Annotated in this window: 15 protein-coding genes; 7 read left to right on the forward strand and 8 right to left on the reverse strand. The window is 63.1% G+C overall.

Annotation, left to right across the window (positions count from 1 at the left end; genetic code table 11):
- The first annotated feature begins 63 nt into the window (after window positions 1-63).
- Entirely contained in the window at window positions 64-633 is a 570-nt protein-coding gene (locus J5J06_00790; GenBank protein ID MCO6435607.1) for a hypothetical protein, read from the forward strand.
- Window positions 634-663: 30 nt separating this feature from the next.
- A complete protein-coding gene (locus J5J06_00795) occupies window positions 664-1,119 on the forward strand; it encodes a hypothetical protein (GenBank protein ID MCO6435608.1) in 456 nt (151 codons plus the stop codon).
- A 179-nt stretch (window positions 1,120-1,298) separates the two neighbouring features.
- Here J5J06_00795 and J5J06_00800 read toward each other — a convergent pair whose 3' ends face one another.
- Window positions 1,299-1,973, reverse strand: a complete 675-nt coding sequence (locus J5J06_00800; GenBank protein MCO6435609.1) for a hypothetical protein — start codon at window positions 1,971-1,973, stop codon at window positions 1,299-1,301.
- 476 nt (window positions 1,974-2,449) lie between these two features.
- Here J5J06_00800 and J5J06_00805 point away from each other — a divergent pair, with 476 nt between their 5' ends.
- Complete coding sequence (locus J5J06_00805) at window positions 2,450-3,253, forward strand: GNAT family N-acetyltransferase (protein MCO6435610.1); 804 nt, start codon at window positions 2,450-2,452, stop codon at window positions 3,251-3,253.
- Window positions 3,254-3,268: 15 nt separating this feature from the next.
- On the opposite strand, the gene J5J06_00810 is transcribed toward J5J06_00805, so the two are convergent.
- From J5J06_00810 to J5J06_00840, 7 genes are all read right to left on the reverse strand, one after another.
- On the reverse strand, window positions 3,269-3,988 hold the full coding sequence (locus J5J06_00810) for a phosphatase PAP2 family protein (GenBank protein MCO6435611.1): 720 nt from the start codon (window positions 3,986-3,988) through the stop codon (window positions 3,269-3,271).
- Window positions 3,989-4,031: 43 nt separating this feature from the next.
- Window positions 4,032-5,714 (reverse strand): glycosyltransferase family 39 protein, encoded by a 1,683-nt coding sequence (locus J5J06_00815; GenBank protein MCO6435612.1) that lies wholly within the window; start codon window positions 5,712-5,714, stop codon window positions 4,032-4,034.
- Window positions 5,711-6,124, reverse strand: a complete 414-nt coding sequence (locus tag J5J06_00820; GenBank protein ID MCO6435613.1) for a hypothetical protein — start codon at window positions 6,122-6,124, stop codon at window positions 5,711-5,713. The genes J5J06_00815 and J5J06_00820 overlap by 4 nt, the downstream gene beginning before the upstream one ends.
- Before the next feature lie 251 nt (window positions 6,125-6,375).
- Window positions 6,376-7,917 carry a hypothetical protein gene (locus tag J5J06_00825; GenBank protein ID MCO6435614.1) on the reverse strand — a complete coding sequence of 514 codons (1,542 nt, stop codon included), beginning with the start codon at window positions 7,915-7,917 and terminating at the stop codon, window positions 6,376-6,378.
- A 212-nt stretch (window positions 7,918-8,129) separates the two neighbouring features.
- On the reverse strand, window positions 8,130-8,579 hold the full coding sequence (locus tag J5J06_00830; GenBank protein MCO6435615.1) for a D-tyrosyl-tRNA(Tyr) deacylase: 450 nt from the start codon (window positions 8,577-8,579) through the stop codon (window positions 8,130-8,132).
- Window positions 8,580-8,626: 47 nt separating this feature from the next.
- Window positions 8,627-10,126, reverse strand: a complete 1,500-nt coding sequence (locus tag J5J06_00835; protein ID MCO6435616.1) for a hypothetical protein — start codon at window positions 10,124-10,126, stop codon at window positions 8,627-8,629.
- 90 nt (window positions 10,127-10,216) lie between these two features.
- Entirely contained in the window at window positions 10,217-11,119 is a 903-nt protein-coding gene (locus J5J06_00840; GenBank protein MCO6435617.1) for a sugar phosphate isomerase/epimerase, read from the reverse strand.
- 409 nt (window positions 11,120-11,528) lie between these two features.
- Here J5J06_00840 and J5J06_00845 point away from each other — a divergent pair, with 409 nt between their 5' ends.
- The 4 genes from J5J06_00845 to J5J06_00860 all read left to right on the forward strand — a co-directional run bounded on the left by J5J06_00845 (window position 11,529) and on the right by J5J06_00860 (window position 16,594).
- Window positions 11,529-11,936: a hypothetical protein gene (locus J5J06_00845; GenBank protein MCO6435618.1), complete on the forward strand. Its 408-nt coding sequence runs from the start codon at window positions 11,529-11,531 to the stop codon at window positions 11,934-11,936.
- A 152-nt stretch (window positions 11,937-12,088) separates the two neighbouring features.
- On the forward strand, window positions 12,089-12,847 hold the full coding sequence (locus J5J06_00850; GenBank protein MCO6435619.1) for an ABC transporter ATP-binding protein: 759 nt from the start codon (window positions 12,089-12,091) through the stop codon (window positions 12,845-12,847).
- Complete coding sequence (locus tag J5J06_00855; GenBank protein ID MCO6435620.1) at window positions 12,792-15,740, forward strand: ABC transporter permease; 2,949 nt, start codon at window positions 12,792-12,794, stop codon at window positions 15,738-15,740. Before J5J06_00850 ends, J5J06_00855 begins: the two co-directional genes overlap by 56 nt.
- A gap of 287 nt (window positions 15,741-16,027) precedes the next feature.
- Complete coding sequence (locus tag J5J06_00860) at window positions 16,028-16,594, forward strand: hypothetical protein (GenBank protein ID MCO6435621.1); 567 nt, start codon at window positions 16,028-16,030, stop codon at window positions 16,592-16,594.
- Window position 16,595: the final 1 nt, after the last annotated feature.

The raw sequence follows: 16,595 nt of genomic DNA on the forward strand, positions 1-16,595 counted from the left end.
TCGTCGGGTGCGTCCCCCGACGCACCTCTTCTGAGCCGCAGGCTTCGGCCTGCGCGAACGGCGATGACATCACGATTTGTCTGCTCAATCCTGATCGCTTCCACCGCCGCATGGGTCGTCTATGCGGAAGGATTCCACCTGTTTGCCATTTGGAACCTCTTGCCGCTGATCCTGGCAACCGCGGCGATCTGGCAGCGACCCCATGCCAGGCGCCCGAGACGGAGCACGCTGACCTTCGCCGCCGTCACGACGATCTTGATCGCGCTGACTCACGCCGCCTGGGTATTCGACTGGAGGAGGACGGCGACCGGCTCCTCTACCGCGGCCCTGTTCTTCATATTTATACCTGCACTATCCGTTTCCTTTGGTGCGATCGGTTGGGTTCCCGTGAGAGCGGCCGAGTGGCTCTTCGATCAGCGGTCAAAGCGCCGGATTCGGGAGATACTCAACGCGGGCAAGGTCCCGTGCGGGCGCTGCAAGTACCCGCTTCTCCCGAATCAGGATCGTTGCCCGGAGTGCGGAACGGCGAGACCCGCCAATCTTGAGGTGCAGTGGCGGGCCTTTATTGAATCAGGCGGCTCGCCGCCAAGTGCCACGCCCCTGCCTCACCCGAAGCTCGGTGTCGATTTGTGATTCCCCCGGCGGCCCTGCGAGACGTCATCCATGACTCGTGTTCTTGCCAGCTTGCACGGGACCGTGACTGCCTGGTTGCAGTTCCGCCGGCTCCTGATCCACGGCGACACGAGGAAGATGCCGCTTCCGCTTGCTCGTCTCGTCCGCTGCTTCAGATGGTCTCCTCTGCTTCTTCCTCTTTTCTTCGTTGGTGTTGCGATTGTGTTTCGCTCACTCGGAAAACAGGGCCCCTTCTCCGGTGCCGGCGTAGGGAGTTTTGTGCTGTATCTGGCAATGTTCTTGTTTATCATGTTTGCGATCATCACGGTCGGAGCGTATAGATTCCGCAACCTCTGCACCCGTATGCTTGTTGCCGATTACAGGGTCTGCACCTACTGTGGATATGAACTGAGCGGACTCCCGGGCGAGTACACGTGTCCCGAATGTGGTCTCGCATATAACCTCGATGCGGTCCAAGCCAAGTGGAAGGATGTGTTGCTTTGCTGAGACTGAATCTTCCGGGTGCCGTACAACCCATTTAGCGCGCGAGAGCGACGAGAGTCCCTCCTCGCCGCCCCCGCTCGATTGATGGCAAAGTCACCCTCAACGCAACGGCACCCGGCCGGACTCCAGGAACGTCATGGAGAAGCCACGCCCGGCACGAGCGCCGTTTATTCAAACTCAAGTTACGACCGCGACAGCAAGGCCAGAAACCGCGAGCCGATCGCGCTGCTTGCCAGCAGCAGCGTCCCACCCAGAGAAAGCATGGCCGTCAGGGTCAGCACCATCGGGTAATTGTTGAGCAGCGCCAGAATCCCGAGAACGATCGCCCCGGCGCCCACCAGCGCCTGTGCCGTCGCCGCGGCACTCACACCGCTGCGGGCCAGCGCACGCGCCTGCTCGGACATCTGGGTGCCGTGAATCGTCACCGAATTCAGCTTGACGTCGCTCACGCTTCCCACCAGAACGGCCCCGCCCAGCACGATCGTGGCCACCGCGATCAGCATGATCGATCCCACACCCAACAGGGCCAGGATTCCGAGAACGATTCCGGCCGCGCCGCCCAGGATCTCCGAGCTGAGACCGCCGCCCAGTTCCGATGCCTGAAACGTCCCGCCTCCGGTTTCCGTGAGGATTGAACGATAGCGCGCTGCGATGGTACCGCCTTCCAATAGCAGTGCGCCGCCGACGGCGATCGTCGCGATGGCCGCCAGTGGAAGAGGATACAGGCCCGCCAGACCAATAATGGCGACCACCAGCGCGCCCGCAGCCGCCAGTCCCTCACCGAGAGATTCGCCCGCCAGGACTTCGGCCGTGGTTCTTTCATGACTTCGAGCTTCCATAGGAATATCCGCCGACATGGGAAATTCTCCTTTCCTCAATGGCAATGTGTTTTCCAATCGAGCACGAACGTATTGGAGTATATTCCGGCGTCTTGCAGCCGATTAAATTCGGATCCTCGCCCCGTTCACTGTTCTTTCATTCCGTGGAAGCTTCTTCGGGATTCAATGCGCGCTCGGGTGTGCTTGTGCTCATTCAGGATTCATTGAGCCGCCACGGGACAGGCAAACTCCTCACGGCTGAGTAGATAAAACGCGCAGTTCTGTCAGCGCCTCATCGCAACGCCTGAGAAATGGTGGGCTAGCCGCAGCAGCCGACCGGACGAGCCCGACACCGGCCGGATGCTTCCCTAAATGCGCTTCAGCCGCGCAACGTTACGGGGCGCTCACTTTAAACGTCGTTCCGACTGAGCGCCCATGCGCGTTATATCTATTGGGGAGCAATTGGGCCCCCGCACGGGCGGCAGCCCGTGTAACCCCGTTTGTCGAGAGCCACCATGAACGCAACTGACCAGGTTTCTTCCATCACCGCCGCCGGTCCGGGCCTCGGCCGTCGCATTGAGCAGCACATGGTCGACGCCTTCCGCGCGGCATTGCAGGGCGCCGGCGCCGTGCACGAGCCCGGTCAGATCCGCATGATCACCGGCGCTCCGCACCCTTTTGGCAACTTCGCCCTGATGGTTCGCGGGGATGATCCGGATGGCGTGTCTCGCGCGGCGGAACTCCTTTCCACGTGCGGGGCGCCGGCGGCGATTCTCACCCCCGGAAAGGCCTCCGCGCCGGTGGACGCCCTGCTTCGCGAGCGGGGATTTGCGCCCCACGATCCCATGCCCGCCATGGCTGTCGACATCGAGCGCATGCCCCAAACGGCGCTGCCCCAAGGCTATGAACTGTTCCGGGTCGACGGCGCCGATGGAGGGACATGGGCCGACGTCTTTGCCATCGGTTACGAACTTCCACCCGTCGTCGCCAGGGTTTTCGCTCCGAATGGCACCAGCGCCGGGCTGTCGGCGGATGCGACCACCCAGTACTTCGCGGTTCGCAAGGACGGCCGGTGGGTGGCTACCTCGATGATCTTCCTGCACGATGGACTCGCCGGCGTGTATTGCGTTGCGACGATCCCGGAGGAACGAGGCAAGGGCCTCGGTGCGTACGCCACGGCCGAGCCGCTCCGCCAGGCTTTCAAAGTCGGCTATCGCGTCGGTGTACTTCAGTCATCCCCGTCGGGATACAAGGTCTATAAGCGCCTCGGCTTTGGCGATTTTGGCGGCGTGTCGCTGTACGTCCGCATGCCGCAATAGCCGGTCGATTCCAGGCTAGGGGGTCGCATTGGACATGGTGTCGTCCGGAGAGGAGGGTACCGGGCTCTTTCCCGGCCAGATGGCGGCCTGCGTCCGCAGTGCCCGGTCGTACATCCACGGTGCCAGCGACGTGGCCAGGAGCGCTCCGGCTGCGACGTCGCTGAGGTAGTGCGCTCCCGCCAGCACGCGGGCCGCTGCCACCAGCACGGCGAGCGCACAAAACATGTGCGCCCGGCGGGGAAACATGCGCGAAAGCAGGCACGCCAGGGCAAATGCGACCGATGCTTCATTGGAGGGGAAGCTCACGCCATGACGGTCCCACACCGGAGTAAGCGTCGGGTGGAAATCCAGGTACGAAGGGTTCCAGTCGGGACGGCTCCGCCCGATCTGATTTTGCAGGAAGTAAGCAGCGAGGGTGACAAGCATCACACTGATCACCATCGCGTTCGCCTCGCGGACGGAACGCTTGGTGAGCGTAATCAGTGCGACGTAGGCCAATCCCACCCCGATCACGTGTCCGCCGAGCCGGACGGCCATCCAGAAGACCCGCGTGACGCGATAGAGATCGCCGTCCAGTTGTGACGGCGTATTGAAGCGCAGCGAAACGGTCTCGTAGAACCAGCGATCCAGTCCCAGGAGTCCCAGGATAATGATCATCGCACCGATGAACTGGCACCAGCGAACCCAGCGTCTGGCTGCACGGTTTGGATGTTGGCGTTCGTCCGTCGGCAACATGATCTTCAGTTCTGCCCCATGTCGTTGCGCCTCCAGGCCAGACCTAGAAGCGACTGTCTCTCGATGGCAATGCGGCGGAATCGAACCCGCGAAACGCGCGGCAGGTCGCAATCGGCCAGACGCGCACGGTGTGCCCGTCTTCGCGGTATTCCACGGTCTCGACGAGCTCCAGGCCTTCCAGTGCGCCTTCTCGCTCGCCGGCCTCGCCGACCAACTCCGGGTGGTTCATCGACCCCACGTAGACACAGGGGCGTCCGAGAAAAGGCACCGGATCGCTGATTGGATTCGGCCAGAGGTCATACTGGCTCAGGCGATCCCCCAGCGCGGATTGCAGGCAGTACACCGTTGGATTTCCCGGCGTGTAAAACGCGAGTTCGCTGGCCAATTGGTAGTAGTCCGTGAGGACGATCGGCTCGGCACCCTGCGACCGAAGCCGATCAATCTGCTGACCCACGCGCTCGCCGAGTTCCTGCCATCCGCGAAGGCGGGCCGTAGGGTCGTACTTCGCTACCGGTGTCAATTCCCACGGGGGCGCATTTTTCGCCAGGCGCGCGAACAACGGCATGAGCCATTCAGTTCGTCGCGCAACGACGCCCATCGCCACGCCGACGGCAATGCCGAGAATAATCGTCGTTCGCGCCTTGCGTTGAAGTTTGGGCACCCCCGATGCGAAAAGTCGCCCCAATAGCATTGGCAGCAGGACGCACGCCGGAATCCACGTCAGGCCCGCCCAGTTGGGCTGGATCTTCGTGATGAACGAGAACGCGAGAAAAACGCCGAACACGGTCAGCATGGCTGCAAGGAGCAATCGAGTGGACGTGGCATCATGCGTCTCGTTTTCGGAGACAGGCCGTCGAAAGAACTCCGGTACGGCCGGTATCAGCGCAAGAAACCACACCACGTTGGCGGCCAGGGCCTGTCCGAGCAGAAATTCCACCGGCCCCATCGGGTTCAATCCGGTGCCTTCGGACACGCCGGCCTGCCCGGCCACGTGCCGAAAGCTCACCCAATCGTGGCGCGCGTTCCAGATCAGAATAGGGATAAAGCCGCAAAGCCCGATGAGCAGGGCAACGTACGGCCCCGGCGAATGGAGTCTTCGGCGAGCCGTTCGGTCGAGCAGCATGGCGAGTCCGACCACGGGAATGATCAGCACCATGGTGTACTTGGCCAGAATACCGGTTGCCGTCAGCAATCCGGCTGCGAACCAGTGTGCCGCTCGCCCGGTCCGAAACGCCGCCGCGAGGAACACCAGCGTCCAAGTCCAAGCGGCCGCCAGCGGGGCGTCCGTGGTCATAAAGACGGCGCTCAGACCGAGGATCGGGAACGTGAAAGCGATGGCCATGGCCCCGAGCGCGATCCACCCGCGCCGCGTCGTGACCCAGCCGAGCACAAAGATCCCTGCGGTCGTAATCGCAAAGAGCAGCGTCGCCGGAACGCGTACGGCAAGGACTTCGCTTCCGGTGAGTCGAACGGACCAGTCGGAAAGGAGGGCACGCGATCCGGCGATGATGTACGCCACCAGCGGACCCTTGCTGTAATAACTCAGGTCGAGATGCCGCGACCAGTCCCAGTACTGGGCCTCATCGCCGCCGAGATCGTAATTCGTGATGGTCAGGTACCAGAGATTGACGAGAAGCCCGGCGACGAGAAGCAGGCCGCCGAGAACCAGTGGGGCGCCGGCCGACCTCGCCCCGGAATCGGGAGAGGCGGAACCGGGTTCGTTCACGAGTTACCCCCGGAGTGCGTTGGCGTGCCGGGGGAGGATGCCGCTTCGGGGTCCTCCGCCGGCGTCGTTCGCGGTTTGTCTTCAACGATGATATGCGTTGCGGTAGCGCCTCCTTCAGCGTGCCGAATTGCCGTCACTTTCGCGATGCTTCCCACGGGAACATCCGACAGCTTGGCCGGTTTCCCTGCGACCATGATCTCGCAATCCGGCGCGACATCGCCCGAGACCGTCATTTTCCGGCCGGATCGTGGATGAATGAACTGAACCGATGCGGTACGGGCGGGAACATCAATGGCGGTGATGGTCGCGTTGGCGGAGACAACCCGCGGGCGCGCCTCGTCGTAGACGTAGAATCCGCCCCACACCAGCAATCCGACCGCGGCGATGCCACCGAAGAGTCGACGATTCACGATCCCGGTCTCCTCTGTCAGAACAGTGAGCCGCGCCTGAACTCTGTTCTTGGAGGCGTGACCACGCGGTGAATGCTTTTTGTCAGACGCCTCAATCCGCTGGCGGTCGTAGCCGTGAACAGAATTCGGCCCGCGCCACCGCGCCGCGTGATAATCCAATTCCGTTCGAACGGCAAGACGACGGCGCCACAACTTCTGCGAAGACCGCGCAATGTCGTCTTCTTGTTAAGATTGTGTTGCGCTATTCAGATTCAGGTGTGTGTCTGGGACGACGCAATGGCGCTTTGTCGCAGCCCCATCGTTCCGGCGTTCAGGATGAGCAGGGCGAACACGGCCAAGCCCCAATCCGAAACGGTGGGGACGTCGCCTGGGACCCCGCAGGCGGCGATTGCGGGCGGTGTGCCGCCATCGGTCCAAGCCTGTCCGAACTGTGCCCAATCGGCGCAGTCGATGTCCTGGTCGCCGTCCATGTCGTGGCGCTCGCATCCCGGCGCCACGGGACCCGCGTCCGCCCCGGTAAAGCAGATCTCGAATTCCGTCCGGTCGTCGGAATCTACATCACCATCACGATCGGTGTCGCCCCGCTCGCTGGCGAGAATCGGCCGGTCGAACGGGAAGGTTTCGTTGGCCGCCCGCGGATCGGTGAGACCGTTGCGCAGGAACTCGATCAGGTCGATTCGCGCCGGTGGGGGCATCGCTATTCCCGCAATGAGCGGATCCTGATTCTGCGGGAATTGCTGCTGCCCATTGATGCCCAGATAGAAATCCACGACGTCTTCCAACGACGAGAGCCGGCCGTTGTGCATGTAGGTGTTTTTCAGCCCGACATTGCGAAGCCCGGGGACTTTGAATCGACCGGCGTCGCCGGGGTTACCGGTGACTTCCTGTCGGCCAGTGTCTTCCACCAGGGGGCGCAAGCCAATGTTGCGGAAGGTCTGATCCGTGAAGAAGGGCAGCGCATGACAGACCGAACACCGCGAGCCGGGATTCTGGAACACGTTCAGGCCCTGCTGCTGTTGCGGTGAAAGAGTACCCAAGTCAAACGGCGTCTGGTCGGGAACGAGCGTACGCTCGTAGGTAGCGATGGCAAAGGCGATTCGCTCCGCGGTAATGTCCGGTGTGCCAAAGGCGTCGACGAACAAGTCGGCGTAGCCGGGATCCCCGATGAGGGCGTCAGCCACGTCCTGGGGCAGGTACGTTGCCAGTGCCATGGGCGTTACCGAGGATAGTTTGGTGATCACGTCATTCCAGGTGCGATTCTCTCGGGCCATTTCGTCATCCGAGAGAACAGGGTCGAGCGATTGGGATTCCAGCGCCGCGCCGTTGGGGATCGTGGTTTGCCCGGTTTGCGGGTTTACGAAGGCAGGACCGGCGCGGCCATCCCAGAAGGCCAACGGTGACCACAATGCGTTGAATACGGTCTGCGCCGAGCGCCGCGTGACCTGGCGATCGAATCCGAAGAGGAAGTCATCAATCGGCGTCCCGGTGGCGTCGATTCGAGGGACACCCGGCGAACCGAAGACGTCGTCGGCATTCCCGAAGAGTCCATCGATGCCGGGATGAACGCCGGGACGGAATTCACTGGCGGCGCGGAACGGCTGATGGCAGGTTCCGCAGGCCATCGTGTTGTCGCTGGAGAGTTGCTCTTCCCAGAAGAGCATCTTTCCGAGAATTCGCTTGGGCTCCGTGATGGGATTCTGCGGCGGTACCGGCGGGGGAGGGAGCTGTCCGAACGAATGCGCCGCCATGAGCGTGAACAGAGACAGCGCGGCCACCGTGTTCGTGGTCTTCATGGGTGCTCTCCCCTGCTAAGTCGTTTTCGAAAGGCGAGGGTCGCCGGCCCCGACGCAGACCCTTAGGTCAGATGCTTAATGGCGAATCTAACGAGTTGAGCGAACCGGTTCAACCAAAAAAATGGCGAGATCCTCCCCCGGCCGATGGTCGTGGCAGGAGCCCGGCGCGTGAATGGTCAAAGCCGGAAGATCCGTTTTGGATGCGGTCCGCCTTAGAAGGCCCGCCGCGATTCGAGCAGGACGCAGATGGGGCCGTCGTTGACGGCGCTGACCGACATGTAGTCGCCGAAGGAACCCTGGGCCACCCGGACGCCGAGTGACGCGAGCTTGTCACAAAACATCCGGTAAATGACGAAAGCGCGATCCGGCGCCGCCGCCTGCTCAAAGCTCGGTCGGCGCCCCCGTCGGGCGTCGGCCTGAACGGTGAACGCGCTGACCGCCAGAACGCTTCCGCCGGACTGGACCACATCGAGGTTCATCTTGTCCGACTCGTCGGCGAAGATGCGCAGGTGGCGGATCTTGTCCACCAGGTAGTGAATGTCCGCTTCGCCGTCGTCACGATCCACGCCGAGGTAGACAAGCAGGCCCCGTTCGATCGCCCCGGCCACGCGGCCGTCAACGATCACCGATGCGTCTTTCACCCTTTGTACGACCGCCCGCATCATCCACTCCGTAGTGCTCAAGCTCACGGCTGCATGGATGTGGCAGTCTAACCGAATCGCGGTGTATAGGGCAGCATGCGCAGGAGCATGAATCCAGCGGCGGCCAGGAGAACCAGCGGTACCAGCAGCGTGAAGGCCGGGGTCCGTATGCGTCGCGCCATCCACAAGGCCACCAGCAGGAGCAGGAGGTGACCGCCGAACCCGGCGGTAATCCGGGCCAACGTGAAGTCCGGCGTGGCAATCGCCGGCAGGCGGGGCCAGAAGGACATCATGCCGCCGGCGGTCAAGGCCAGGATGACGCAGACAAATGCGTAACGCCGTGCCGCGCCGATCCATCGTTCTGGCGACGGCGTTCTCGCCGAAGTCAGGTCGCGACGGCGCTCGCCGTATTCGGCCATTCCCGTCCAGATGCCGGCGGCAAACGTCATGGCGACAAGCAGGGCGTTGAACACCCAGGGATAGCGCTCGGCCATGGTTTCGGGCAGCTCCGGCAGAAAGGCCACGCCGAGGCAGGCTGCGGCGGTGGTGAGCAGGGCAAAGGCCGTGTCGGCGGTGCCGCTCCAATCGTCCCGATCCGACGCCGCCCAGCAGCCGGCCGAAGCGAAGCAGGCGGATCCGGCAAGCGCCAGAAACAGCAGCGGTCGGGGAAGTCCGGCGGAATCGAAGGCGACGACGACGTGATACCACGCAAGGAGAATCAACGACAATCCCGCCGCAACCAGGAGCGCCCGAAAGACCGGCGACACGATCTGTCCGGCGAGTTGTCGCCTTCGACCGGTGATATCGGGCGGCGGCATGGGATGCTCACCGGTCACCATGCTCACTTGCCTGGTCCGCCACCAGGAGTACAGGTACCCGAATCCGCCGACGATCACGCCCATGACGCCGGCGAGTGCCACGGACCGGCCTGAATAGCGGACGATACCGCGAGGTGTGATGGTCAGCACCGGCTCCAGCAGGCACACCCACGCCGCGAGGACCCACGTCAGCGCGAAAACGGCCAGCAACAGCCGGGCATCGCGCGTTGCCCACCCGGCAAGCACCGCTCCTGCCAGAAGGATGGAAAGTACCCACACGCCCTCCAGACCGTAGCCGGAAAGATCACCCGACCATGGTCGAATGGTCAGCAACACGGAAGCAAGTTCCAGCAGCCGTTGCAGGAGCACGAAGAGGACGCAGGCTCCGGAGACCGTGCCGGCGAACAGCCCGACGACCCCGACAACATACAGCCCCGTCGCGGGCGGGGCGGGTTCTACCTTCAGCATGGGGCGAGCGGCGAAGCGTTCTCCGGCGAGCAGCGTCGACACGGCCAGGCAACAAAGGGCCGTCAGCCACGCGAACAGCAGAAACGCGCTGGGGAAAGACGGATCAACGTAGGAGAGCATGACGCCGGTCGAAACCCCGAGAGCGACCGACGTCAGGCGCACAATCCAACGGTTGCCCGCCCGCGTGATCCGCAGGAGGACCAGCAGGGCGACCAGCGCCAGCACGACGAGGCTCCACCATGCGGCGGCGACGAGCCTCTCTTTCAGCAGGCCGTCGAGCATGGCGCTTCAGGCTCCGGTGCGGGGCTGTTCGTCCACTGAAGGATGGAGGGCGCGGCGTCGGTGCTCAACCCGGTGAGTGCCGGTGGATGGTCACTTGGCTTCCGCCAGAGGCCTGGGGGCGGCGAGTTTGGGTGCGTTCTTGTCCCCTTTGTAGGCGGACAGCACGGCGTGTTGGAACCCGATCCGTTCCCGCAGAAACGAAGCGGCCTGGGGCAGGACCTGGTCCGCGCCACCCAGTGCATCGATTGCTTTGGCGGGTGTGTCATAGACCAGGAACCCTTCGTAGGCGACGCCGCGAAGCAGATCGACCTGCTTGGCGATCTCAGCCGAGCCTTCGCCCAGTCGCGTGAACGAAGTCGGGATGTTTCGTTCGTTCAGCGCCACGTCGCTGACGTGAACCATGCCGAGTTTGCGACCAAGGCGCGGAATCGATACGGTCGGCCTCTCCCGCAGAACCAGGGCACGCGCCTGGTTCCAGCATGCTGCGATCGCCGGATGCCCGACACCATCCAGCAGGTACCAGAGTGTTTCGCTGCCGGAAAACTCGTGCCCGTTTTCGACCATCACGGTGATGCCGAGCGAGGCCGCCTGGTCGGCGAGCTTCAGCAGGTTTCCCAGAATCCGCGTGGACGCCGTGTCGGTCGTGTCCCAGGACTGAACGCGACCAACGGAGATTCGCACGGCCGGGCAACCGACGCGGACCGCCGTATCCATGTATTCGGCGATCAGACCCCTTCGTCTCGCGTTCTCTCCGGCATCCCGGGCATCGAGGGCGACGTCGAGTGAAAGGGCCACGATCTGCAAATTGTTCTGCTGAAGCAGGTTACGGGTATCATCGGCGCGCCCGTTGAGTTCAGGCACGGCGGGCAGATGGCCTTCTTTTCCCACGACGTCGAGTTCGATTCCGTCGAACCCGTGCTCTTTCGCCTTGGAAATGAGGGTCGCAAAGTCCCAGGTGGGGCAGGTTCCGGCGCGCAGCCCGATTCGCATCATGCTTGAAGCTCCTTATTGTCCGCTTCCGAACCGGCACGCTGCGTGCCGCGAGCGGAGGTTAACAGAAGCAATGGAGCGAGCAACGGCGGACAAGCCCGGATGAGGACTGAGTCGGAAGATTGGAAACTGGGACTGAATTAAATACGTTGTTACATAGAATTGATGCCTGACTCGCGGAAACTTCATGGCTGGAATCGGGATTTCGAGAACTTCCGCCGTCCCAAGGCGTCGAAATGGTGTTGGGGATCATAGAGGGAGCACTGTTTGGTTTTCGTGAGACGACTCGGTGGAACGAGCGCGAGTCGAGCGTTACACTCCATAGAGACGTCGCTTCAAGAAAAGGGCTTGGACTGATGACGCGGCGGACCGGCGGGAAGTCCGGCTGTCCGCTCGATGGGAGGTGCAGAATATGGCCAACAAGAATGTGAAAATCCTGGTGATCGTGCTGGTCGTTGCGGCCTTGGGCGCCGGCGGGGCATGGTTCATGCTCAGCGGATCCGAGAACGAGGGCGTAACGATCCAGAACAATCCCACGGCCGAGCGCAAGACGCGCGAGACGGGACCGAAGGAGGACAAGAAGGTCCGGCAGACGCGTGAGACGCGTGCGACGCGAGAGGAGCCGACCTACGAGCGGCGTGAACGCGAAACCACGACTCGGACCGAGAGCAATCGCCGGAGGCGCGATACCAGTGAGACCAAGGAGCGCGTCCGCAAGAAAAAGCTGGCTCCGGCTGCCATGGCCCCGGCCCCTGATTTCGACGGCTTCATGGATGACGGTCACTTCATCCGCGAGGCGCGCGAGGTTGCCTTGGCCTAAAGCGAGCGCACAGCGCTTGATATTGAAGACCTCCCTGAATGTTGCGTGATCGATGGGCGTACATTGCTCGACGATCGCCTGAGATGCGCCCGGCCGCAGTGGTATGAACCTGTGGCCGGGCGTTTTTCTATTGGTGGCCCGCGACCGGTTCGATCCTTACAATCGCGTGCGTGGCCAATGCCGTTGAAATCACCCATCTGAGCAAGACCTACGGTTCAGCCGAGGAACCCGTCCACGCGCTGCGGGACGTGTCGCTTTCCATCGCAGCGGGCGAATTCGTGGCCGTGATGGGGGCGAGCGGGTCGGGCAAGAGTACGTTGCTCCACCTGCTAGCCGGGCTTGACGATGCGACGAGTGGCAGCGTTCTTGTCGAGGGCAACGACTTGGCATCGATGGGTGACCGGCGGCGAACGGTTTTCCGTCGCCGCCGCCTGGGTGTGATCTTCCAGGCGTACAACCTGCTCCCTCAACTTACGGCGCTCGAAAACGTCGCTCTTCCTGTGGCCCTTGAGGGGCGCGGCGAAAGAGAACTGCGCGAGCACGCCGAAGCGCTGCTCCGAGAGGTGGGGCTGGATCATCGCATGCAACATCGCCCGGCGGCGCTTTCCGGCGGCGAGCAGCAGCGCGTTGCCGTGGCGCGGGCGCTGATGAACGATCCCGCGCTAATTCTGGCTGATGAGCCCACAGGTAATCTCGATTCAAGGAACGGCGCGGCCATCTGGCGGCTGTTGAGCGATCTTGTTCGGGAACGGGGGCGGACGCTGCTGGCCGTGACCCACGAGCCGAGCGGCGCGGCCAACGCCGATCGCATCATTCTGCTCAAGGACGGACAAATCGCGGGAGAGATCGAACCCGATGAACAGCGGCAGGTCCACCATGTGGCGTCTCGCTACGCGGAACTGGCGGGCTAGCCCGATCCGGGTCGGTGCCATCGTTCTGTCCGTGGCCCTGGGCGTCGCGGGTCTGGTCGTGGCCACCAGCGGCTACGAAACGGCCCGCCGGATGATCACCAACCAGGTGGTCAGCCGCTGGCTCGGGGCGGCGCATCTGACCGTTTTCCCCGCCGGTGCGCACTGGGGTGCGATGGATGCCTCCCTGGCGCGGCCCATTTCCCAATTGACCAATGTCGAGCGCGTCACCACACGCCTGACGCGTCGCCTCGTCGCCTCTGTGGACGGCGCGGAATCCAGAGCGCCGCGCGGCGACTGGGAGGTCGACGCGCGCGGTGTCGACCCCGTCAACGAGCCGCACTTCCGAAGCTGGCCGGAGCTCGAGGGTCGTTTCCTGAGAGAGGGCGGGGGCGGCGAAGCGGTGATCGAGCGTGACCTTGCGCGCGGACTGTCGGTTTCACTGGGAGACGTGATCCAGTTGCGGCGTTCGCGGGGCGAGGCATCGCTGCCACTGAAAGTCGTGGGAATTTTCAACGGGCAGCGCGTCGCCGATTTTCAACACCCGGAGTTGTTTCTCGCACTTGATGAGCTCCAGTCGTTTACCGATGAACCCGGCCGCGTGAATGCGATCGACGTCAAGCTGCAGGACGCATCACCGCAGAAGCTGGCGGACGCGGAAGCGGCGGTACGGAAGATCATCGCGGCGGCTCCGGCGAGTCAGACGATCGACGTGGAAACGACAGCCGGGCGGCTCTCGCTGCTGGAGGAAGCCGATCGACTGATGCGGCTTCTGCTTACACTCGTGGCGTTCGTCGCCATGCTCACGTCTTTCTTCATCATCCTGACGACAATGAGCATGAGTTTGTTCGAACGAAGGCCGCGTCTGGGGATGCTCCGTTGCGTGGGCATGACCCGTGCGGGCCTCGCCGGGATGCTTCTGCTGGAACTCGCTCCGTTGGGTGTCGCGGGCACACTCGCGGGGATCGCCGCCGGGGTTCCGATGAGCTATCTGGTCAGTGAGCTGAAGGGATTCGTTGCGGAACGGACGGCATTCAGTGCCTGGGGGATGGCACTTGCCGCAGGGAGCGGACTGGTCACGACGTTTGTGGCCGGGTTCCTGCTGTTCGTGGAAGTGGCCCGCGTGACGCCCATGACCGCGGTCGTCACGGAATCGCGTCCGGCGCGCCGCTGGCCATTGGCGGTGTGCGGGGTTGTCGGTGTCCTTCTGCTGCTGGTGCACGAGCTGCTCGTGCGCGGCGAGATTCCGGAAAGCTGGCTCGAGCCGATTCCCGCTGCAGCAGGGGCCGGTTCGATTTTCCTGGGCTACGTCCTAATCGTGCCGCTGCTGGTGCTCGTTCTGGGGCCGCCACTCTCGCGACTGGTCGGTGCCGCGCTTCGTCTGCCGCGACTGGTTTCGGCCGAGATCTGCGGGCGATCGCCATGGCGCGCCACGGGCATCTGCTGGATGCTCATGGTGGGGCTCTCGCAGATCGTCTACATGTCGCTCGGGGCGGAGTCGCTGCGGGTCATCTGGGATTTTCCGGGGCGACTGCCCGGCGCTTTTATCTGGGCGGCGGAGTACGTCCCGGCGGATCGGGTGGATCGCATTCGCGCGCTTCCCTGGGTAAGGGACCTGGCCACCACAACCGATGTCGACTGCGAAGTCGTTGTTGAAGGTCAAGACGGCGGCGCGCAGATCAATTCCATCATTGGACGATTCTGGAAACAACTGACGCGACCCGTCTTCGTCGCGGGTGATCCGGCCAAGTTGCTGAACCTCGTGCCAATCGAGTTTGTCGACGGCGATCGGGAAACGGCGCTTCGACGGATCGACGAAGGCGGAGCGGTGCTGGTTCCCACGCAGACGGCGCATCATCTTCGCATTCAGGTCGGTGACCACGTCCGCATACGGGTCGGATCGCGAGCGGCATCATTCGAAGTTGCGGGCATCGTGCAGTCGCCGGTGCTCGATGTGGCGGTCACGGCCTTTCAGGCAACCTCGTACATGCAATTCGCCGCAGCCAGCGCATTCCTCGGGACGCAGCGTGATCTGGCGGAGAAACTGGGTTTCGACGGCGTGTCGATGGTGACATTCGAGATGAGCTTGCCCAGGACGGAAGCGCCGCTGGAATTCGACGTCACGACGGAGGCCGGCGGGTTGCCCGATCCGGGCGATCGGGACGCCGTGATGGAGTCCATGCTTCGCTGGCAGCCACAACTGGCGCTGGCCGGGAAAGAGATCGAATCACTTCGCCCGGATTTCGAATCCTGGCTGGCGGCGACTGACCATCCAGTGCCACTTTCCGAGGCAGCAGAAGACCTGGTGCGGCGTTTTGCAGCGGCGTTGCGTTACGTACGCGTTGGCGGTGAAGGGATGTCGGCCGAGGATCGCTGGGCGCTTTTCCGGGAGAGGCTGGCGCTGCTTACCGTTGCAGACCTGCTCCAACGACCGGACGCGGTGATCGGTTCACTTCGAAGGTTGAAGGAGGGCGTGGATCGCAGCGTGCGTCTGGGTCTGGCGGCGATGACCTGGACGCCGGGGGTTCTCCTGCTGGTGGCGATGCTGGGGGTGGCCAACCTGATGATGATCAGCGTGCAGATTCGCACGCGACAGATTGCCATGCTTCGCGCCGTCGGGGCCCTGAAGTCGCAGGTCCTGCGCCTGGTTCTGGGCGAGGCGTTGCTTCTGGGGATCATCGGGGCGGTGGCGGGGGTGGCGCTCGGGGTTCACCTGGGATTGTCCGACAATCGCTTGACCGCTGCCCTGAGCGGTTTTCAGCCGCCCTTTTCACTGCCGACGGGGACGGTACTCCTGGCGATCGGATTGACGATTTCAGCCGGGCTGCTGGCCTCGATTGCGCCGGCGCGACGAGCGGCGCGGAGTACCATCGTCACGGCCCTTCATACCGTATAGGGGAAGTTCGTGCGAGAAACTGGCGAATTCGGGGCGGTGTACGTCCGGTGGTTGGCGGGAGGGGGGCAACGTACCGTCAGGAAATCTCGCGGCGGGGCCAAGCGGCTTGCTTTTCTGCTGCGGTCGTGGTACACCAATACGGTGTGCAGGGACGCTGCGGACGGGTCGGAGTCCAGGCCGGTTTGTTCTGCCGCGCCGCAAGAGACGTGACTGCACGTCTGAAGGACTTTGGCATCGGCCGGGATCGTTCATTTCCGGGGGCGAGGAAAACAAAGGAGCGAATGAACATGCGTGGTCATCATTCCATTACGTTGGCGGCGGTGGGCATCCTATTGGCGGGCTTCGCGATGCCGGCGTTTGCGGACGGCGGTTCTCCCGCCGTCATGACGGTCGTTCCGGCACAGAAGATCGTGCCGCCGGGTGGGAAGATCGAGGTCCATGTCTTTCTCAGCAACGCTGCGAATGTCGCGGCTTATGAGCTGCACCTGAACGTGCTGGGCGATGAAGGTGGCACGCTTCCGCTGACGGCGGTCACGGTTGACAAGAACCGCAAGAACTTCATATTCGGCAAAGACCAAGTGGTAGAGGCCATTGATCTCAAGGGCAAGCGAGCGGCCATCGTGACGTACGGCGGAGGTAAGAGCGTCGGTTCGGACGATGTGAAGTATCTCGCAACGTTCGTGTACAGCGTTCCGTCGGACGCCAAGGGCAGTTATCGCATCGGCATCAATACGGCAAAGGCGTTTGTCAGCGATGCGAACGTCAACACGATGGCCTACTCGACCGGCGATCCAGTTGAAATCAAGGTAGGGGCCCTTTCGCGCGGCGATGGCGAGCGTGATCGGAAGCGCTAGT

Source organism: Phycisphaerae bacterium, assembly GCA_024102815.1.
Lineage (GTDB): Bacteria > Planctomycetota > Phycisphaerae > UBA1845 > UBA1845 > JAGFJJ01.